The organism is Zhengella mangrovi (assembly GCF_002727065.1).
GTDB lineage: Bacteria > Pseudomonadota > Alphaproteobacteria > Rhizobiales > Rhizobiaceae > Zhengella > Zhengella mangrovi.
In genome coordinates this window covers 104,120-123,500 of sequence record NZ_PDVP01000010.1, presented here as the reverse complement: position 1 = coordinate 123,500, position 19,381 = coordinate 104,120, and the positions used below count along the sequence as shown (strand labels likewise).

The following is a 19,381-nucleotide window of genomic DNA, read 5'->3' as shown; positions in this document are numbered from 1 at the left end:
GTCCTATATACGCCAATGGCGTAGTCATTTCAACGGGCGGCTAAGTCAATGGCGCAGTTTGCAGTCGTCAACACATGGGAAAATCGATTGCATGCGGCATTTTCGTCAACCTGTATTCGCAAACGAAACGGGCTGACAAGGCCGCACGGGCGCATTATCTTCCCGTCCATGTTCATACCCTTTTTCCTGGAACTCAAGGCCGCCAAGATTCCCGTGTCCCTGCGCGAGTTTCTCTCGCTGCTGGAGGGCATGGAGGCCGACCTCGTCACCTATGACGTCGAGGGCTTCTATTACCTGGCCCGCACCGCCCTGGTGAAGGACGAACGCTTTATCGACCGTTTCGACCAGGTCTTCTCGCACGTCTTCAAGGGCGTCGAGGCCGTGTCCGGCGAAGGCGCGGTCGACGTGATGAACCTGCCGGAGGAATGGCTGCGCCGCCTGGCGGAAAAGCACCTGACCGACGAAGAGAAGAAGCTGGTCGAAAGCCTGGGCGGTTTCGAAAAGCTGATGGAAACCCTGAAGCAACGCCTGGAGGAACAGAAGGGCCGCCACCAGGGCGGCAGCAAGTGGATCGGCACCGCCGGCACCTCCCCCTTCGGCGCCTATGGCTACAATCCGGAAGGCGTGCGCATCGGCCAGCATGAGAGCCGGCACCGCCGTGCGGTCAAGGTCTGGGACAAGCGCGAATTCCGCAATTTCGATGACAGCGTCGAGATCGGCACGCGCAACATCAAGGTGGCGCTGAAGCGTCTGCGCCGCTGGGTCCGCGAGGGAGCGGAAGAGGAATTCGACCTGCCCGGCACGATCCGCGCCACGGCGGAACACGGTTACCTCGACCCGCAGACCCGGCCCGAGCGCCGCAACGCCGTCAAGCTTTTGATGTTCTTCGACGTTGGCGGCTCGATGGACGACCACATCCGCATTGTCGAGGAACTGTTTTCCGCCGCCAGTGCCGAGTTCAAGCACATGGACTACTTCTACTTCCACAATTGCCTCTACGAGGGCGTGTGGAAGGACAACAGGCGCCGCCACTCAGAGGTGATGAACACCTACGACGTGCTGCACAAGTACGGGCCGGACTACAAGGTTCTGTTTGTCGGTGATGCCTCCATGAGCCCCTACGAGATCGCCTATGCCGGCGGCTCGGTGGAACACTGGAACCCCGAACCGGGTGCGGTCTGGCTGCAGCGGGCGCTCAACCAGTGGCCGAACGCGGCCTGGATCAACCCGGTCCGCCAGGCCCACTGGGATTACACCCATTCCATCCGCATGGTCCGCGACCTCTTCTCCGACCGCATGTATCCGTTGACGCTCAAGGGCCTGGAACAGGCGACGAAGGAACTCAGCCGGAAGCATTGATGGCGGCAACGTCAGGAACCGCGTCCGGCACGCGGGGTCTGTATCCGGAATGAAAACGGGGCCGGCGCAAAAAGCACCGGCCCCGTTTTCGGAATGCCTGTCCGGTGACCCTCATTCCATGCCGAGCGCGGCCTTGTAGAGGTCGAGCATGGCCTCCTGCTCCTGGCGCTCGTTGGCGTCCTGCTTGCGCAGCCGCACGATCGTCCGGAGCGCCTTGGTGTCGAAGCCGTTGCCCTTGGCCTCGGCATAGACTTCCTTGATGTCGTCGGCGATCGTCTTCTTTTCTTCCTCCAGCCGCTCGATGCGCTCGATGATGGAGCGAAGCTGGCCAGCGGCGATGGTTTCGGATTCGGCGGTAATGTCGTCCACTTGCAAATCTCCGGCAATGTTGGCCCGGCTGGAAAGAGAATCGCGGGCATCTCGAATGCCGTTGTCGATGCCGCAGCCGGGCGCAGGGGTCAAGCCCGGCAGGTGTCGCCACCAGCATTCTGCAGGCAGGGGGTCACACCTGCCGTTGCACGAATGCGAACCGGAAACCAGCATTCTGCAGGCAGGGGATCACACCTGCCGTTGCACGAATAACGCCGCCCGGCGGTTCAGTGATCCTTGGGGCGGTTGACCTCGAAATCGGCCAGCTTCTGGGCATTCGCTTCGGTCTGGTAGGTCGCCTTCCACTCCTCGTAGGGCATGCCGTAGACGATCTCGCGGCTTTCGTCCTTCGACAGGTCGAGGCCCGCCTCCCGGGCGGCGTCGAGATACCAGTTGGAAAGGCAGTTGCGGCAGAAGCCGGCCAGGTTCATCAGGTCGATGTTCTGGACATCGGTCCGCGCCCGCAGGTGGCTGACGAGGCGCCGGAAAACCGCTGCCTCGAGATCCCGCTGCTCGGTTTCGCTGATCTTGGTCATCATGGTCTCCATGGTTCGACGGGTCCGGTCCGCGACCCGAAATGGCGCGCGACATGGATGCCGGGCTGCCGGTTGATGGCATCGAGCATGGGCGCAAGCCGGTCCACCCATTCGCCCTGGCCTGCCGCGTCGGCGATCAGGTCCTGGCGTATTTCGATGAGAAGATGCGCGAACCCGGGCCTGATGGCATGGGTATACATCGTGTCGCCCTTCAGCGCGCCATCGTAGGGCTCGTTGTCGCCGACCACCAGGCCAGGCTCCGCCTGGAGCATCTCCATCATCGGCCTGACCGCGCGGTCGTCGCTGTCCCACAGGATGCCGACATGCCAGGGCCGCGCCCGTCCCTGCATCTCCGGCGTGAAGGAATGCACGGACACGACGAAGGGCGCCTGCCCCGGCCCCTTGCGCTGCACCGCGGCGATCCGCTCCCACACGGCACCATGGTAGGGCCGGTAGAAATGCGACAGCCTCGCCTCGCGCTCCGTCCCGCTCATCGGGTAGTTGCCCGGGATGATCGTGCCGTCATAGAGCTGGCGGATCAGCGTCGGATCGTCGGCGCCCCGGTTCGGATCGATCAGCAGGCGCGAAAAGCCCGCCATGACCGCAGGCGCGCCGAGCCGCGCAGCCAGTCCGCGCGTGACCCCTTCCACGCCGATGTCATAGGCGATGTGGCGCTCGAACTCCCAGTCCGGAAGACCGAGCGAACCGTATTCGGGCGGCAGGTCGCGGCGCGCGTGATCGGCCACGAGCACCAGTCCCAGGCTGTCGTCTCCATCGACGGTCATGAATGTCTTGAATCGGTCCCGGCTGCTCATGTCCCTGCTATGACCTGTCCCGCTGGCGTCGCGCCCGCACCCGCGGTCGGCCAGGATCCCTCGTTGCCACTTTCTAAACAATCTTGCGGGCAACAGGTAGGCCGCGTTGACATGCCGGTCCACATTACCCAAAAAAGAAAGGCGGTTAACGCTTCGTATCATGGAATGACCCCTTGCGGGCGGGTGCAGGTCAGGCAATGAAATCGGCTGGTATTCGGTGGGGCGCTCCCGCGGCAGTGGCGACATGGTTCGCGACCGCCGTCGTTGCGCTTCTGGCCTTCAGCAACGAGGCTCGGGCCGATTTCCGCGTCTGCAACGCAACCCAGAATCTCGTCGGCGTCGCCATCGGCTATCGCGCGGCCTCCGGCTGGATCACCGAAGGCTGGTGGCACATCGAGGCATCGAGCTGCAAGACCCTCGTCGAGGGCGACCTCTCCTCGCGCTATTACTACCTCTATGCCGAGGATGCCGAGCGCGGCGGCCGCTGGGACGGCCCGATCAACATGTGCGTGGCCGACAAGGAATTCAAGATCGTCGGCATCAACGACTGTTTCGCGCGCGGCTTCCAGCGGGCCGGCTTCCAGGAATACGATACCGGCGAACAGGCGAACTGGATGGTCCAGCTGACCGACGAACCGGCCATTCCGCCTCCGCCGGGCACCGCACCCGCCAACTGAACGGAGGCAGCAGTCCTGTCATACGCGCGTCATCGCTGCGGTTGACCCTCTGCACCGCATGAATTAAAACGATTTAAATAACCTTGATCCGGATGGGACAAATGAACGCCGCCAGACGTATCCGAAAGGCCAAGGTCGTGGCGACCCTCGGCCCCGCCTCTTCTTCGCGCGAAATGATCGAAAAGCTAAGCCGGGCCGGCGCCGACGTGTTCCGCATCAACATGAGCCATGCCAGCCATGACCTGATGCGCGATCTCGTCGCCCGCATCCGCGAGGTGGAGACGGCGGTCGGCCGGCCGATCGCCATACTCGGCGACCTGCAGGGACCCAAGCTGCGTGTCGGCACCTTCGCCGGCGGCAAGGCCGCGCTGGAGCCGGGCCAGACCTTCGTGCTCGATGATCGCGACGAGCCGGGCGACTCGACCCGTGTCCACCTGCCCCATCCCGAGATCCTCGCCTCCGTGGAGCCGGGCCACCGCCTGCTCATCGACGACGGCAAGCTGCAGCTCAAGGCGGTGAGCACCGAGCCGGGACGCATCATCTGCACGGTCGTCACCGGGACGAAGATATCCGACAAGAAGGGCGTCTCCCTTCCCGACACCGACCTGCCCGTCGGCGCGCTGACCAACAAGGACCGCGCCGATCTGCAGGCCCTGCTCGAAACCGGCGTCGACTGGATCGCGCTCTCCTTCATCCAGCGCCCCGAGGACCTGGCGGAAGTGCGCAAGATCGCCCGCGGCCGTGCCGGCATCCTGTCCAAGATCGAGAAGCCGCAGGCCGTGCAGCGCCTGCCCGAGATCATCGAACTGTCCGATGCCATCATGGTGGCGCGCGGCGACCTCGGCGTGGAAATGCCGATCGAATCCGTGCCTGGCCTGCAGAAGCAGATCACCCGCACCTGCCGCCGCGAAGGCAAGCCGGTCGTGGTCGCCACGCAGATGCTGGAAAGCATGATCTCGGCCCCGGTTCCCACCCGCGCGGAAGTCTCCGACGTCGCCACCGCCCTCTTCGAAGGCGCGGACGCCGTCATGCTGTCGGCCGAATCCGCCGCGGGCGACTACCCGGTGGAGGCCGTCACGATGATGGATTCCATTGCCCGTCAGGTCGAGCGCGACCCGACCTTCCCCGGCATCATCGCCGCGCAGCGCTCCGAGCCGGAATCGACCGGCGCCGATGCCATCGCCGCCGCCGCGCGCCAGATTGCCGAAACGCTCAACCTCTCGGCCATCGTCTGCTACACCTCGTCGGGAACCACCGGCCTGCGCGCCTCGCGCGAACGGCCCATGGTGCCGGTCATCGCCCTGTCGCCGATCCCGGAGACGGCCCGCCGCCTGACGCTCGCCTGGGGCCTGCACTGCGTCGTCACCGAGGATGCGCGCGACGAGGACGACATGGTCAACCGTGCCTGCTCGATTGCCTACCGCGACGGGTTCGGCAAGGCCGGCAGCCGGGTCATCATCACCGCCGGCGTTCCCTTCGGCACACCGGGCTCCACCAACATGCTGCGCATCGCCTATATCGGCTCGGACGGCCACGGCGGCGTGTGAACGCCCGCTGGAGCGAACCCGGCTAAATGCCTACCCTTCTGCCAGGATGACGTCCGCCAGCTTTTCAGCCCAGGCCCGGTAGCCCGCGGCACTGGCGTGGAAACCGTCGCGTGAAAATCCCTCCGGCTGGATATTGTCCAGCGCCGGAACCAGGCGCGCGCCACGCTCGCGGCACAGCCGCTCTGCCTTGGCATTGAACGCGTCGGCGCGGATATCGAGGATCCGTGCCAGCGCCGGCGGCATGGCAGGCACGCGGCGCATGTCGATCATCTCCGGCCAGTAGATCCGCGCCACTGGAAAGCGCGTCTTCAGCGCATAAACCAGGGTGCCGAAATCGCGCTTGAACCGGGGCACGCTGTGAAAGTTCTTCATGTCGTTGGTGCCGAGCGAAAGCACGACATGCGTCCAGTCGCGCGGCTCGACATGCGGCAGAACATGATCCCGCACCTGGGCCGAAACCGCTGAGTTTGCCCCCGCGGCCCGGAACACCACCGGGCGGCCGGTGGCCCCGGCAATCAGCTGCGCCAACTGGCCGGCGAGCGAATCCGCGACACGGTCCACGCCCACGCCCGCCGCCGAGGAATCACCGATCACCAGCAGCCGGAACGGGTCGCCACTGCCGGGAATGGTGCCATGCGGCTCGTCGGGCGGCGGGGCAAGCCGCTCGGTCCTGAGCCGGGTGGCAATGCCCTGCCAGGCATAGACCGGGTAGAGCGGCCAGGTGAGAAGCGGTGCCCAGGCCGGGTAGCGGCGTGCCATGCAGGCTCCGTCAGGCTTTCAGGGCTTCGACACCGGGCAGGGCCTTGCCTTCCATCCATTCCAGGAAGGCGCCGCCGGCGGTGGATACGTAGGTGAACTGGTCGGCGACCCCGGCATGGTTGAGCGCGGCAACCGTGTCGCCGCCGCCGGCGACCGACACCAGTTCGCCGGCTGCCGTGCGCGCTGCCGCGGCCCGTGCCGCCGCCACCGTCGCCGCGTCGAAGGGCGTCAGTTCGAATGCGCCGAGCGGGCCGTTCCACACCACCGTGGCGGCCTTGCCGATCCAGGCCTTGACCAGTTCCACCGTGGCCGGCCCGGCATCCAGGATCATGCTGTCGGAGGGAACGGCATCCACCGGCACCACCTCGTTGTCGGCATTGGCCGCAAATTCTTTCGCCACCACCGCGTCGGTCGGCAGCACGATCGCGCAGCCGGCCTTTTCAGCCGCCGCCATGATGGTGCGCGCCGTATCCGCCAGGTCATGTTCGCACAGCGACTTGCCGACGTCCTTGCCCTGCGCGGCCAGGAACGTGTTGGCCATGCCACCGCCGATCACCAGCGCGTCCACGCGGGTGACAAGGTTTTCCAGCAGGTCGATCTTGGTGGAAACCTTCGCGCCGCCGACGATGGCGACCACGGGTCGGGCCGGGTTGCCCAGCCCCTTTTCCAACGCTTCCAGTTCCGCCTGCATGGTTCGGCCTGCAAAGGCCGGCAGCTTGTGCGCCAGGCCCTCGGTGGAGGCATGCGCGCGGTGGGCCGCCGAGAAGGCGTCGTTCACGTAGAGATCGCCGTTGGCTGCGAGCGCCTCGACAAAGTCAGGCAGGTTCTTTTCCTCGCCCTTGTAGAAGCGGGTGTTTTCCAGCAGCAGGATGTCGCCCCTGTTCATGCGCCCGATGGCAGCCTGCGCTTCCTCGCCCACGGTTTCGGGCTCGAACACCACCCGCTGGTCCAGCACCTGCTCGATGGCGGGCGCGATGGGCTTCAGCGACATCTCCGGCACCACCTCGCCCTTCGGGCGGCCGAAATGCGCCAGCAGGATGACCTTGGCGCCCTTGGCGGACAGTTCCGTGATCGTCGGCGCCACCCGCTCGATGCGGGTTGTGTCGGTCACCACGCCATCCTTCACCGGCACGTTGATGTCGACGCGCACCAGCACGCGCTTGCCGGCGATGTCGCCCATGTCGTCGATGGTCTTGAAGGCGGCCATGAAACTCTCCTCCGGTCGGGATCTCTGCCTGTTTCCGATGACGTAGCAGAAACCGCAAACCGCGCGCGAGCGCAAGGGCGGCCCGCCCCGTCAGGTCAATTTATCGCGGGGGCATCCGGCCGGGCGGGCAGGCTGGCGCACCGCCTCCGCCCCATGGTCCGGAACCAGCCGGCAGGCGCGCCAGATGCAACGCAACCGCCAGGCAATGCCGGCAGCCAGCACCAGGAAAAACAGGAGGGAACCGGCGAAGGACATGGCGTCAGGATAAAGGACCGCGGCACGCTGCTCAATCGAAAACCGCCGGGCCCTGGAGCCCGGCGGTCGTGAAGTCAGTCGGTCGACTCAAGCGTCTCAGAGGAACTTCGACATCGCGACAGCGGTGTCGCCCATGCGGTTCGAGAAGCCCCACTCGTTGTCGTACCACGACAGGATCGACACCAGCGTGCCGTCCATGACCTTGGTCTGGTCCATGTGGAAGATCGAGGAATGCGGATCGTGGTTGAAGTCGATGGAGACGTTCTTGGCCTCCGTGTAGCCGAGAATGCCCTTGAGCGGGCCGTCGGCTGCAGCCTTGATCGCCGCGTTGATCTCGTCCTTGGTCGTCGCCTTGCGGGCGATGAACTTCAGGTCGACGACCGAGACGTTCGGCGTCGGCACACGCATGGCGAAACCGTCCAGCTTGCCGTTGAGCTGCGGCAGCACCAGGCCGACGGCCTTGGCGGCGCCGGTCGAGGTCGGGATCATGCTCATTGCAGCCGCGCGGCCGCGGTAGAGATCCTTGTGCATCGTGTCCAGCGTCGGCTGGTCACCGGTGTACGAGTGGATCGTCGTCATCATGCCCTTTTCGATACCGACGGCTTCGTGCAGCACCTTGGCCACCGGCGACAGGCAGTTGGTCGTGCAGGACGCGTTGGAAACCACCAGGTCGTCGGCCGTCAGCGTGTCATGGTTCACGCCGTAGACGATGGTCTTGTCGGCGCCGTCGGCCGGAGCGGAGACCAGCACGCGCTTGGCGCCGGCTTCCAGGTGCATGGCGGCCTTGTCGCGGGCCGTGAAGATGCCCGTGCACTCCATCACGATATCGATGCCCAGTTCGCCCCACGGCAGGTTCTTCGGGTCGCGCTCGGCCAGCACCTTGAAGCTGTCGCCGCCCTCGATGTGGATCGTGTCGCCCTTGACCTCGACAGCCTTGGGGAAGCGGCCATGGACGGAATCGAAGCGCATCAGATGAGCATTGGTTTCCACCGGACCCAGATCGTTGATGGCGACGATGTCGATGTCCTTGCGCCCGGATTCGTAAATGGCGCGCACGACATTGCGGCCGATGCGGCCAAATCCGTTGATGGCGATTTTGACGGTCATGTCTGCTCTCTCCCGCAGGCTCGAGAGGCCGGGCTGGTCCGGCCGGTTACGGTTGGCTGGCAAGCGGCGGAGGCCCCGCCGAAGCTGCCGTTTCTTAGCGGTGGATGGCGCAAGAATCCAGATGCCTGCACCCCTTTCCGGCCCCCTTTGATGAAACCCTTCGCCCTTTCAATCGATAAAACCGGTTCGCCCTGCCCTCCTTGGTGGCAGGCGGGTGGTCCGAATGAAAAAAGGCCGCGCCGGGAACGAACCCGGCGCGGCCTCATGTCGCAGGATTCGGTCTGCTCAGCCGGCGGCTTCGAGAAGCGTTTCCGCCTGCTTGGCAACCCCCTCGGGCGTGATACCGAAATGCTTGTAGAGCTCTTCGTAAGGACCGGAGGCGCCAAAGGAGTTCATGCCGACGAAACCGCCGTCCTCGCCGACGAAGCGGTCCCATCCCATGCGGATGCCGGCCTCGACGGCGACACGCACCGGCGCAGAACCGAGGATGGCCTTGCGATAGTCCGCGTCCTGCTTGGCGAAGAGTTCCATGCAGGGCACGGAGACGACGCGGGTCGGGATGCCGCGGCCTTCCAGCAGCGTGCGCGCGTCCATCGCGATCTCGACCTCCGAGCCGGAGGCGAACAGCGAGACCTGGGCCTCGTCGGAGGCGGTCGCCAGTTCGTAGGCGCCGAAACCGCAGAGGTTTTCCTCGACGTAGTCGGTCCGCAGCGCCGGCAGGTTCTGCCGCGTCAGCGCCAGCGTCGACGGCGTCGACCGGCTTTCCAGCGCGATCTGCCAGCACTCGGCGGTCTCCATGGCATCGGCCGGACGGAAGACCTGGTGGTTGGGAATGGCGCGCAGGGCGGCCAGGTGCTCAACCGGCTGGTGCGTCGGACCGTCTTCGCCCAGGCCGATGGAATCATGCGTCATCACGTAGATGACCCTGAGACCCATCAGCGACGACAGGCGCATGGCCGGCCGGGCGTAGTCGGAGAACACCAGGAAGGTTCCGGAATAGGGGATCAGGCCGCCGTGCAGTGCGATGCCGTTCATCGCTGCCGCCATGCCGTGTTCGCGGATGCCGTAGTGGATGTAGCGGCCGGAGAAATCCTCCGGCGTCACCGGCGCCGTCTGGCTGGTCTTGGTGTTGTTGGAACCGGTCAGGTCGGCCGAGCCGCCGATGGTCTCCGAAACCACGCCATTGACGACTTCCAGCGCCATTTCCGACGCCTTGCGCGTGGCGACCTTGGGGCGGTCCTGGGAGAGCTTGGCCTTGTACTCGCTGATCGCCGTCTCGAAGGCGCCCGGCAGGTCGCCGCGCATCGCGCGTTCGAATTCGCCGCGGATCTCGGCCTCGGCGTCCGCCAGGCGCTTTTCCCAGGCGGTGCGCGTCTTGGTGGAGCGAAGGCCGGCCAGCCGCCAGGCGTCGAGCACGTCACTCGGCACCTCGAACGGCTCGGCATCCCACTTGAGCGCAAGCCGGGTGGCGGCAATTTCCTCGGCGCCCAGCGGCGAGCCGTGCACCTTGTTCGTCCCCGCCTTGTTCGGCGCACCGAAGCCGATGGTGGTCTTGCAGGCGATCATCGTCGGCCGGTCGGACTTGCGCGCGGCCTCCAGCGCCGCGGCAATGGCGTCCGGGTCGTGCCCGTCGACGGCCATCGTCTCCCAGCCCGACGCTTCGAAGCGCTTGCGCTGGTCGGTCGAGTCGGACACCGACACGGCGCCGTCGATGGAGATGTTGTTGTCGTCCCACAGAAGGATCAGCTTGGACAGGCCCAGGTGCCCGGCCAGAGAGATCGCCTCCTGGCTGATACCTTCCATCAGGCAGCCGTCGCCGGCCAGCACGTAGGTGTAGTGGTTGACGAGGTCATCGCCGTAACGCGCGTTGAGCATCCGTTCGGCCAGCGCCATTCCCACCGCGTTGGCCACGCCCTGGCCAAGCGGCCCGGTGGTCGTCTCGATGCCCGCGGCATGGCCGTATTCCGGGTGACCAGCAGTCTTCGCGCCGATCTGGCGGAAATTCCGGATCTCGTCGATCGTGATGTCCTCGTAGCCGGTCAGGTAGAGCAGCGAGTAGAGCAGCATCGAGCCATGCCCGGCCGACAGCACGAAGCGGTCGCGGTCGGGCCAGTGCGGGTTCTTCGGATCGTGGTTCATGAACCGGGTGTAGAGCACCGTGGCGACATCGGCCGCGCCCATCGGCAGGCCCGGGTGGCCCGACTTGGCCTTTTCGACGGCGTCCATGGAAAGGAAACGGATCGCATTGGCCATCCGGTCATGTTTTTCGCGTGTGGTCATGTGATTGCTGGTCCTTGCCGGCGGAAACAGGGACGATCCCTTGTCTGGTCCGCATCTGGCGCCTGGTGCGCCACCCCTCGGGAGAAAGCAGGCGCTACATAGCAGGTGCGCCTAGCGAGTCAACCGGAGGCGGCGTTGCCGGCCCCGCTCGTCCACCGGCCTTTTCCGATCGCTGCCGCTGGCTGCACCGGGGTGCAAAACAGGGGATGACGCAGCAGGCCGGTTGACCTTGCCTTAATCCGGCCCGTAATGTTTTGAACATAAATGGTTCACTTTCCGCCACGATTCGCCGCTCAATCAGTGTCCCGAGACCGGACTCCAACGCCATGACGGGTGACGTCACACTCAAGGAAGCGATCGACCGCATCTCGCGGGCCCTCGATATGCTTGAAAACGCGGTGGATGCCCGCCTCGAAAAGGAGGCCGATTTCGCCGAGGCGGAGGCCGAGGTGCAGCGGATGAACGCCGACCGCGCCCGCCTGGCCCAGGAACTGGACAATTCGGAAGCCAGGGCCGAGCGCCTGGAGGAAACCAACAAGGAAGTGTCGCGCCGCCTCGTGACGGCGATGGAAACGATCCGGGCCGTTCTGGACCGGTAGGGCATTGGGCACCCCGGCAGGGTCGCGAGGGAATTTCACATGGCGCAGGTATCAGTCACCATCGACGGCAAGGTCTACCGCATGGCCTGCGACGAGGGCCAGGAGGAACACCTGACCGATCTCGCCCAGCGCTTCGACCGCTACGTCACCCATCTCAAGGGCTCGTTCGGCGAGATCGGAGACCAGCGGCTCACCGTCATGGCCGGCATCATGGTCATGGACGAACTGGTCGAGTTGCAGAAGCGCATGCGCGGCCTCCAGGCCGAATCCGAAACGCTGCGCAAGACACGCGACGAGGCCCTCGCCAAGGCCGACCGCGCCGACGCCGGCCTGTCGAGCGCCCTGACAGCCCTGGCCGACCGCATGGAATCCGTGGCGGGAAAGATCGCCCGGAGCTGACGGCATGCAACGAGGCGGGAACCGTTCCACGCGCTTCGCCATTGTCGAAGCGTTGTCCTGAGGATCCGTCGTGACCGTCGATCTTGCTATCATCGCTGCCCTCGTGCTGGCCGCGCTCGTGCTGTTTCGGCCTTCGGTCACCAACAATTCCTTCTGGCGCGCCACGGTGACGCCCCTGGCCTCCATCATCGGGTCCGGCTTCCTCATCCTCGGTCCCGTGCTCGACCACGGTTACGGCGACCTGGCGCCCGCCGTCATGGCCGGCCTGTGCGCCGTCGCCTGGATGTTCGGCGGCGCCATCCGCTACAACATCGCCGCGCTGCATGACGGAACCGACGACACCCCGCTCGCCAGCCGGATCGAGACGACCGCCTCCTGGACCCTCGCGCTGGCCTATTTCATCTCGGTCGCCTACTACCTGAACCTGTTCGGCGCCTTCGCTGCCCGAATCGTATCCGCCGACGACCCGGTCCTGGCCCGCAGCATCACCAGCATCGTCATGGGCATCGTGCTCGTGATCGGCTGGACGCGCGGCTTCAAGGCGCTGGAACGGCTGGAAGAACTGTCGGTCAGCACGAAGCTCGCCATCATCGCGGGCCTGCTCGCCGGCCTTGCGGTCTTCTTTGTCGGCAAGGTTAGCGACAATGGCCTCGTCATCAACCCGGTTCGCAGCACCGGCTGGGAAGGAATCACGCTGGCCTTCGGCCTCATCGTCACCGTCCAGGGCTTCGAGACCTCACGTTACCTGCGCCAGCTTTACGACGCCGAAACCCGCATCCGGTCCATGCGCCTTGCCCAGATCATCGCGTCGGTGATCTACGTCGTCTATATCGTGCTGATGGCCTACGTTTTCCCCGTCAGCGACGTGCCCGTCAGCGAGACCGGCGTGATCGACATGACCAGCCGCATTTCGGTGATCCTGCCGGTCATGCTGATCGTCGCCGCGCTCAGTGCACAATTTTCCGCCGCCATCGCCGACACCGGCGGCTCGGGCGGACTGGTGCACGAACTGACCAACGGCCGTGTCCGCCAGCACCTGACCTATGCCGCGCTCGCCGCCACCGGCCTGTCGCTGACATGGATCTTCAACATCTTCTCCATCATCAGCTACGCGTCGCGCGGCTTCGCGCTCTACTATGGCCTGCAGGCCATGCTGGCCGGCATCCGGGCTCTCAGCCGCCGGGCGGCATGGCCGCGCATCGCCTTCTACTTCACGCTTGCGGTGCTCGGCCTTGCCATGACCATCCTCGGCCGCCCCGTGGAGTGAGGCGGCCGGTCTTGCCCGCGGGACCGGCTCAGCGGCCCATGGTCAGGCGGATCAGGATGTAGAAGACGGTCGGCACGGCGACCAGCGCCGGCAGGATGATGGCCGGGTAGCCGAAGAAATAGATCGCCAGCAGCCAGGCGCCGGCAAGGTTGAGAACCGGCAGGACCGGGCGGAAATCATCCTTTTCCGGCTCGCTGGCAGCAATCGGCGTGGAAAGGTCGCGGTCCATGACCGCATTGGCAATGCTCATCGGATATCCCTCATCGTGGTGCACGGCCTTTGTCCGGGGACCGGCCATGGCTGTTTGTGACGAGGTCTATTTGGGAGCGCGGGGTTCGGAACGGAACGTGACAGGAGCGCACATGCGTCAATCTGTCAGGCGTGCCTGCTGGCAGGTCTCAGCCTTCCAGTTCCTCGCGCAGCATTTCCAGTTCCAGCCACTCTTCCTCGGCCTTGTCGCGGGCCGCGCGCTTGGCGTCGAGTTCCGCGGCCAGCGTGTTGAACCGGCCGGGATCCTTGGCATACAGCGCCGGGTCGGCAAGCCTGGCTTCCAGCGCTTCCATCTCGCCTGCCAGGCGCTCGATGTCCTTCGGCAGGGTCTCCAGCGCGAACTTCTGCTTGTAGGACAGCTTCGACTTGCCCTGCACCGGCTTGGCGGGCGGCGCCGCCTTGGCCGGCGCGCCTTTCGGCTCCGGCCGCGCCGCCTGCGTGGTGGCGAGGTCGAAGCGGGATGTCCCGCGCTGCGCCAGCATGTCGGAATAGCCGCCGGCATAAACCAGCCACTTGCCGCCAGCCTCCGGCGCCAGCGTCGCGCTCACGGTCCGGTCGAGAAAGTCGCGGTCGTGGCTGACCAGGATCACCGTGCCCGGAAACCCGGCGACCAGTTCCTGCAGCAGGTCGAGCGTTTCCATGTCCAGATCGTTCGTCGGTTCGTCGAGAACCAGCAGGTTGGCGGGTTGCGACAGCACTTTCGCCAGCAGCAGCCGTGCCTTTTCGCCACCGGACAGTTCGCGGATCGGCGTGCGTGCCTGTTCCGGCTTGAACAGGAAATCCTTCATGTAGGACATCACGTGGCGCGCCTCGCCGTTGATGACCACCTGGTCGCCGCGCCCGCCGGTCAGGAACGAGGCCGGCGTATCGTCCGGGTCGAGCCGTGCCCGCCCCTGGTCGAGCGTCGCGATCTCCAGGTTGACCCCCAGCCGCACGCTGCCCGAATCCGGCGCCAGCTCGCCCGTCAGCATCTTGAGCAGCGTCGTCTTGCCCGCGCCGTTCGGCCCGACGAGACCGATCCGGTCGCCACGCAGGATACGCATGGAGAAATCGCGCACGATCGCCCGCTCGCCATAGGCCTTGGAAATGCCCTTCGCCTCGATGACAAGCTTGCCCGAGGCCTCTGCTTCCGCCGCTTCCAGCCGCGCCTTTCCTTCCGGCCCCTGGTGCTCGCGGAAGGCCTGGCGCATCGTCTGCAACTCGCCGAGCCGCCGCATGTTGCGCTTGCGCCGGCCAGAGACACCGTGGACGACCCAGTGCTCCTCGCGCGCGATCTGCCGCCCGAGCTTGTGCTGTTCGCGCTCTTCCTCCTCGTAGACCTGGTCGCGCCAGTCCTCGAAATGGGCAAAGCCCTTCTCCAGCCGCCGGGTGTTGCCCCGGTCCAGCCAGACGGTCGCCTTCGTCACCCGTTCCAGGAACCGGCGGTCGTGGCTGATCAGGATGATCGCCGAGGTCGATTGCTGCAACTCGTCTTCCAGCCACTCGATGGTCGACAGGTCGAGGTGGTTGGTCGGCTCGTCCAGCAGCAGGATGTCGGGCGATGGCGCAAGCACGCGAGCCAGCGCCGCACGCCGCGCCTCGCCGCCGGACAGGACCGCGGGATCAGCCTGGCCGTCAAGGCCGAGATGGTCGAGCAGGTAGGCCACCCGCCATTCGTCGTCCGCCGGGCCGAGCCCGGAAGAGACATAGGCTTCGACGGTCCGGTGATCGCCGAAATCCGGTGCCTGCGGCAGGTAGCGGATGGTCGCCGTCGGCTGGCGGAAGATGTCGCCTTCCTGGGCATCGACGAGGCCGGCCGCGATCTTCAGCAGCGTCGACTTGCCGGACCCGTTGCGCCCGACGAGCGCGATCTTGTCCCCGGCCCCCGCGGACAGCGTGGCGCCGTCCAGGAGGGGCTTGCCGCCGAAGGTCAGGCGGATACCGTCGAGATGAAGAAGCGGTGGCGCCATGCTGCCTGACCCTCAGAACTGCGAAGCGGGATCGGGGTGGGCAACCAGCAGCGCCCGGCCCGATGTGAGGTCCACCAGCAGCGGCCCTTCCGAGACGTTCGACATGGTGCGCGACGATCCGAAGGTGATGGCCGCCTCGGACAGCGGCCACTTGGCCCCGGCGATGGTCAGCCCGCCGAGGTCCGTGAACGGCAGGATGGAGAACAACGTGCCTTCGGGCAGGTCGAACCGGTTTTCCCCGTGCAGGACGGGATAACCCTCCTGCTTGCCGGAAGTCAGCAGCACCGGGATCCCGGTTTCGGCCACCGAGACGGCAGCGGTCAGATGCAGGAAGGCATGGTCGGCGCGCGGGCCGCCGAAACCCCCGGCCAGGATGAAGTCGCTCGCCCCGCGCCTCAGGGCCTCCGCAATGGCCAGTTCGCCGTCGGTCATGTTCTTGTCGACCGGGAAGACCTCGCGCGGGACATGCTTGTAGCGCTCCAGCAGATCCTCTTCGGCGCTGTCGAAATCGCCGATCCACAGTTCGGGGGTCACGCCGAGCAGGGCGGCGTGATCCATCCCGGAATCGGCAGCGATGACACGGGCGCCCGCCACCTGGCTCATCAGGCGCGGCGTCGCGTGCAGTTCGCCGCCAAGGAGAATGACAAATGTGCTCATGGCCGCGCGCTTAGCATGCCCGCGCGCCTTCGGGAAGCCGTGGAAAGGGTCAGCAGGCCGCGGCGCGGCCCATGGAGGACGTCACGCCGGCCAGGTCCAGGAGGTGCCGCACCATCAGGTCCGGCTCGCTGTGCAGCACCGTCTGGCCCCGTCCCGGCACCGCCTCGAAGCGCCCGTTCGGGAACCGGCTTGCCGCCAGCTTCGCCATGTCCGGATTGACCGCCGGATCGTCGCTGCCGTGCAGCAGCACGGTGGGCACGGTACAAAGGTCCAGCCGGTTGCTCCAGTCATGCCGCCCTGACCCCGTATCGGCGAGAAAGGCCGCCACGCCGTTCTGCATCATGTGCCGCAACCCGGCAAAATGGATCGGGCCGACAACCGGGTCGTCCAGCAGGCTCATGTCCCTGGGCGACCGTTCGAACAGGCTCGCCAGGTAGGCCCGCGCGCCGCCGTAGCGAAGGTAGGCATAGCCGATGCGCGCGATGAACTGGTGCGCCGCCGCCGATCCGATCCCCGTATGCGTGACGAGCTTCTGCACCGCCCCGCGCGGCGTGAAATCCGGGTTGAGCTGAAGCGGGAAATAGCCGGAGCAGATCAGCATCCCGGCCACCCGGTCGGGATGCCGGATGCACAACTCGATACCGGGCAGCGTGCCGAACATGTGCGCAAGCACCACGACGCGGTCGATCCCGGCGTGGTCCATGACCGCCAGGCAATCGGCGATGGTCCGCTCGACGTAATCCTCGTTGCCCGCCGGGTCCGTGACACCGTAGCCCGGCTTGGAAAGCCCGAGGTAGTCGAGGCCGGACCGCGTCAGCCGGTCGGCCAGGAAGGGCGTGATCTCGGGTCCCTGGGTGAGCCCGTGCAGCATCAGCACCGTGCGCGCCATGCCCTGCGCCGGCAGTTTCGCACGATGGTGGATCCGCCCGATCCGCCGGCCGCCGATGGTCGCCTCGCCCCACCCGTCCGGCCGCGCGGCGAAACTGTAGTGATGGCCGGCCGCCGCCCCCTTGCCAGCCGGCGGCGATTCATCGCCCGACAGGGCCGTCAGGCTGGCAAGGTCCGAGACGACCCGCACCGCCTCGACGCGCGACGTAACGCCGAGCTTGCGGAAGATCGACTGCGTCTGGCTCTTGATCGTTTCGGCCGACCGGCCCCGTTCCCGCGAGATCTCGGTATTCGAAAGGCCGGCCATCATGTGTCCGAGCACCTCGCATTCGGAGGGCGAGAGCCCGAGGCTGGCCTGCAGCAGCGAGTAGACCCCGTCGCGCCAGCCTTCATCCGGGTAGGTCAGCACCACCACGCCGAGGTCGCGGTCATGGCGGACCGACACGAACACCTGCTCGCCATCCTGCTCGTCGGAGACGATGCGGCGCCGGTCCGGGTCGCCGGCCTGCGCCGCGGCATGGATCTCGGCGATGGCCGCCCTCAGCGGCCGGGAAAGCGCGATCGTGCCGGGCTGGTCCATGGCCGTCTCGCGCGACGCCGCTTCGCGCCGCACCAGCCGCTCCATGGCCGCCGGCGAACAGGCGACCACCTTCATGTCACCGTCGACGGCAAAGCGGCATCCGGGGCCTTCGATGATGGGCCGGTACCGAGACAGCGGACTGGGCGCGATGTCGGCGGCCAGGTCGCCGGCGATTTCGAAATGCGCGTCGAGAGAGGCCGGGATGGCAGGCCCGTCGCTTCGCGGCGTCAGCAGGTAGGCTTCCAGGTCGAGGATGAGCTCGCCGAACGCCCGGTTTCCCTTCAGGTAGGAATAAATGGCCTTGATCGCCGCGGCATGGTTGCCGGCTTCTTCGTTGCTCACGCTTGTCCTGCAGTCCCTCAAGCCCCGCATCAGTCTGTTTTCATTGCCGGACCAAGTCAATCGGACTTCTCTCACTTTCGTGCCGCTTCCCCCGATCGGGGGATAGGCCGCGCGGTACGCCTTTCCTAACGTCGCCGGTGGCAGGGCAGGAAGGTTCCGTTCCCGAAGGTCCTGCCCCCGCAGGTCCCCGCCAAGACGAAACCCTCAAGCTTCGGGGATAGTGGCCGCGCCGCCAGGTGCGGACCCATCAAGGGGGCGCGTTGGCATTGCCCCGTCAGCGCGCCCCTGCGGGCATCCCCGTGTACCGGGGTCTTGCCAGCACCCGCCGCCTCCTCTACATCTCGACGTGCTCTAACGGGGTGCCCGCCGGAATTCCGGCGCGCTGAGAGGCAGTCTGCCAACCCGCTGAACCTGAACCGGTTAGCACCGGCGGAGGGATTAGACGCCTTGCATTGCCAGCAGCGCCTTTTCCCCGAAACACGAGAGAAAAAGGAGACGCCGACGATGCGTACATTCTTGCTTGCAGCCTGTTCCGCCCTCGCCCTCGCGGGCCACGCCGCGGCGGCAGACCTCACAATCTACACCTACGAGGGCTTCACCGCCGACTGGGGTGCCGGTCCTGCCGTCGAGAAGGCCTTCGAGGCCGAATGCGGCTGCGACCTGGAATTCGTCGCCGTGACCGACGGCGTCGCCCTGCTCAACCGCGTCAGGCTGGAAGGCAAGGCGACTGGCGCCGATATCGTGCTCGGCCTCGACACCAACCTGATGGCCGATGCCCGCGCCACCGGCCTCTTCGCCCCGCACGGCATCAGCCTCGAGAACGTCGATGTGCCCGGCGGCTGGTCCGACGATACCTTCGTTCCCTTCGACTACGGCCATTTCGCCGTCATCTACGACAGCGAGACGGTCAAGACCCCGCCGACGAGCCTGAAGCAGCTGATGGAAGGCGGCAACGGGCCGAAGATCGCCATCGAGGATCCGCGCACCTCCACGCCGGGCCTCGGCCTCGTGCTCTGGGTGAAGAAGGTTTACGGCGACAAGGCGCCCGAGGCCTGGGCGAAGTTCAGCGACCGCGTGCTCACCGTCACGCCCGGCTGGTCGGAAGCTTACGGCCTTTTCACCAGCGGCGAGGCTCCGATGGTGCTGTCCTACCTGACCTCGCCGGCCTATCACATCGTCGCGGAGGGCACTGACCGCTACAAGGCCGCCGCCTTCGAGGAAGGTCACTACATGCAGATCGAGATCGCGGCCCGGACGGTCAAGGGCAAGGACAATCCGCTGGCCGCGAAGTTCCTCGCCTTCATGACCGGCCCCGGCTTCCAGGACATCATTCCCGAAACCAACTGGATGCTGCCCGCCGGCAAGACGGACAAGCCGCTCAACGAGGCCTTCTCGAAGCTGGTCCAGCCGTCGCAAAGCCTGATCTTCACACCGCAGGAAGTCTCCGACCATCGCAAGGCCTGGGTGGACGAATGGCTCGCGGCGATGAGCCGGTGATCATCTCCGTGGATCGGGTGCG

At 66.1% G+C, this 19,381-nt stretch carries 18 protein-coding genes and 1 riboswitch; of the genes, 7 read left to right on the top strand and 11 right to left on the bottom strand.

The features are described from left to right. Positions 1–168: 168 nt before the first annotated feature. Positions 169–1,359, top strand: coding sequence for a vWA domain-containing protein (locus CSC94_RS15975; protein WP_099307359.1), 1,191 nt, complete (start codon positions 169–171; stop codon positions 1,357–1,359). A 111-nt stretch (positions 1,360–1,470) separates the two neighbouring features. Here the strand turns inward: CSC94_RS15975 and CSC94_RS25055 are convergent, their stop codons facing one another. From CSC94_RS25055 to CSC94_RS15960, 3 genes are all read right to left on the bottom strand, one after another. Further along, positions 1,471–1,728, bottom strand: a complete 258-nt coding sequence (locus CSC94_RS25055) for a DUF2312 domain-containing protein (RefSeq protein ID WP_245408382.1) — start codon at positions 1,726–1,728, stop codon at positions 1,471–1,473. Positions 1,729–1,955: 227 nt separating this feature from the next. Continuing rightward, a complete protein-coding gene (locus tag CSC94_RS15965; RefSeq protein ID WP_099307357.1) occupies positions 1,956–2,264 on the bottom strand; it encodes a DUF1244 domain-containing protein in 309 nt (102 codons plus the stop codon). Next, positions 2,264–3,079, bottom strand: a complete 816-nt coding sequence (locus tag CSC94_RS15960) for an N-formylglutamate amidohydrolase (protein ID WP_099307356.1) — start codon at positions 3,077–3,079, stop codon at positions 2,264–2,266. The genes CSC94_RS15965 and CSC94_RS15960 overlap by 1 nt, the downstream gene beginning before the upstream one ends. A 197-nt stretch (positions 3,080–3,276) precedes the next feature. Between CSC94_RS15960 and CSC94_RS15955 the strand changes: the two genes are divergently transcribed. Both CSC94_RS15955 and pyk read left to right on the top strand, forming a co-directional pair. Beyond that, positions 3,277–3,756: a DUF1036 domain-containing protein gene (locus CSC94_RS15955; RefSeq protein WP_099307355.1), complete on the top strand. Its 480-nt coding sequence runs from the start codon at positions 3,277–3,279 to the stop codon at positions 3,754–3,756. Between the two features lie 101 nt (positions 3,757–3,857). Next, positions 3,858–5,303: a pyruvate kinase gene (gene pyk / locus CSC94_RS15950; protein ID WP_099307354.1), complete on the top strand. Its 1,446-nt coding sequence runs from the start codon at positions 3,858–3,860 to the stop codon at positions 5,301–5,303. 30 nt (positions 5,304–5,333) lie between these two features. Here pyk and CSC94_RS15945 read toward each other — a convergent pair whose 3' ends face one another. The 4 genes from CSC94_RS15945 to tkt form a co-directional block, all read right to left on the bottom strand. After that, complete coding sequence (locus CSC94_RS15945) at positions 5,334–6,062, bottom strand: SGNH/GDSL hydrolase family protein (RefSeq protein ID WP_099307353.1); 729 nt, start codon at positions 6,060–6,062, stop codon at positions 5,334–5,336. 10 nt (positions 6,063–6,072) lie between these two features. Next, positions 6,073–7,269 (bottom strand): phosphoglycerate kinase, encoded by a 1,197-nt coding sequence (locus tag CSC94_RS15940; RefSeq protein ID WP_099307352.1) that lies wholly within the window; start codon positions 7,267–7,269, stop codon positions 6,073–6,075. Between the two features lie 351 nt (positions 7,270–7,620). Beyond that, on the bottom strand, positions 7,621–8,631 hold the full coding sequence (gene gap / locus CSC94_RS15935) for a type I glyceraldehyde-3-phosphate dehydrogenase (RefSeq protein ID WP_099307351.1): 1,011 nt from the start codon (positions 8,629–8,631) through the stop codon (positions 7,621–7,623). 285 nt (positions 8,632–8,916) lie between these two features. Further along, on the bottom strand, positions 8,917–10,911 hold the full coding sequence (tkt, locus tag CSC94_RS15930; protein WP_099307350.1) for a transketolase: 1,995 nt from the start codon (positions 10,909–10,911) through the stop codon (positions 8,917–8,919). 326 nt (positions 10,912–11,237) lie between these two features. Here tkt and CSC94_RS15925 point away from each other — a divergent pair, with 326 nt between their 5' ends. From CSC94_RS15925 to CSC94_RS15915, 3 genes are all read left to right on the top strand, one after another. Continuing rightward, a complete protein-coding gene (locus CSC94_RS15925; RefSeq protein ID WP_099307349.1) occupies positions 11,238–11,510 on the top strand; it encodes a DUF4164 domain-containing protein in 273 nt (90 codons plus the stop codon). Between the two features lie 39 nt (positions 11,511–11,549). Beyond that, positions 11,550–11,909: a cell division protein ZapA gene (locus tag CSC94_RS15920; RefSeq protein ID WP_099307348.1), complete on the top strand. Its 360-nt coding sequence runs from the start codon at positions 11,550–11,552 to the stop codon at positions 11,907–11,909. Between the two features lie 70 nt (positions 11,910–11,979). Beyond that, positions 11,980–13,176: an APC family permease gene (locus CSC94_RS15915; protein WP_099307347.1), complete on the top strand. Its 1,197-nt coding sequence runs from the start codon at positions 11,980–11,982 to the stop codon at positions 13,174–13,176. Positions 13,177–13,204: 28 nt separating this feature from the next. On the opposite strand, the gene CSC94_RS15910 is transcribed toward CSC94_RS15915, so the two are convergent. The 4 genes from CSC94_RS15910 to CSC94_RS15895 all read right to left on the bottom strand — a co-directional run bounded on the left by CSC94_RS15910 (position 13,205) and on the right by CSC94_RS15895 (position 17,862). After that, on the bottom strand, positions 13,205–13,426 hold the full coding sequence (locus CSC94_RS15910; RefSeq protein ID WP_099307346.1) for a hypothetical protein: 222 nt from the start codon (positions 13,424–13,426) through the stop codon (positions 13,205–13,207). Positions 13,427–13,574: 148 nt separating this feature from the next. After that, entirely contained in the window at positions 13,575–15,395 is a 1,821-nt protein-coding gene (locus CSC94_RS15905) for an ABC-F family ATP-binding cassette domain-containing protein (protein WP_099307345.1), read from the bottom strand. Between the two features lie 12 nt (positions 15,396–15,407). Continuing rightward, positions 15,408–16,052: a thiamine diphosphokinase gene (locus CSC94_RS15900; protein WP_099307344.1), complete on the bottom strand. Its 645-nt coding sequence runs from the start codon at positions 16,050–16,052 to the stop codon at positions 15,408–15,410. A 49-nt stretch (positions 16,053–16,101) separates the two neighbouring features. Then, positions 16,102–17,862, bottom strand: coding sequence for an alpha/beta fold hydrolase (locus CSC94_RS15895; RefSeq protein ID WP_099307343.1), 1,761 nt, complete (start codon positions 17,860–17,862; stop codon positions 16,102–16,104). Positions 17,863–18,207: 345 nt separating this feature from the next. Then, positions 18,208–18,317: riboswitch (TPP riboswitch) on the top strand. A 49-nt stretch (positions 18,318–18,366) separates the two neighbouring features. Between CSC94_RS15895 and thiB the strand changes: the two genes are divergently transcribed. Continuing rightward, positions 18,367–19,359, top strand: a complete 993-nt coding sequence (gene thiB / locus CSC94_RS15890; RefSeq protein WP_099307342.1) for a thiamine ABC transporter substrate binding subunit — start codon at positions 18,367–18,369, stop codon at positions 19,357–19,359. Positions 19,360–19,381: the final 22 nt, after the last annotated feature.